At 32.1% G+C, this 321-nt stretch carries 1 protein-coding gene; it reads right to left on the reverse strand.

Features of this window, described 5'->3' with window-relative positions:
• On the reverse strand, positions 1-222 hold a 222-nt coding region (locus tag SB749_RS19035; protein ID WP_410711677.1), incomplete at its 3' end, for a hypothetical protein.
• Positions 223-321: the final 99 nt, after the last annotated feature.

Here is a 321-nt window from a genome sequence, read left to right on the forward strand (position 1 = left end):
TGTTTGTTTAAATGTTTCAGGGTTTACATACAATATTTCTTCACCAGTTTCCTCATCTTGCATTTTAATAACATTCATCTTAGTACCCTTTGTATGAGGTGAAATGTAAATCTTTGTTAGGAAATTCACAGAATCAAATAAGAATATTAAGATACCAATACAGATACCCGCTAAGAATAACAAGCCATCAGCTAAGATAACACCAAAATCACTGTGCCACAATATGCATCATCCTCTATCGTCCGAAGTGTGAATTATAAAGCTTTTCAATCGCTTCATACAGTTTATCCTTATCATCCTTACTTAATTCATCATTTTTAG

The organism is Brevibacterium sp. SIMBA_078 (genome assembly GCF_046534565.1).
Classification (GTDB): Bacteria; Actinomycetota; Actinomycetes; order Actinomycetales; family Brevibacteriaceae; genus Brevibacterium.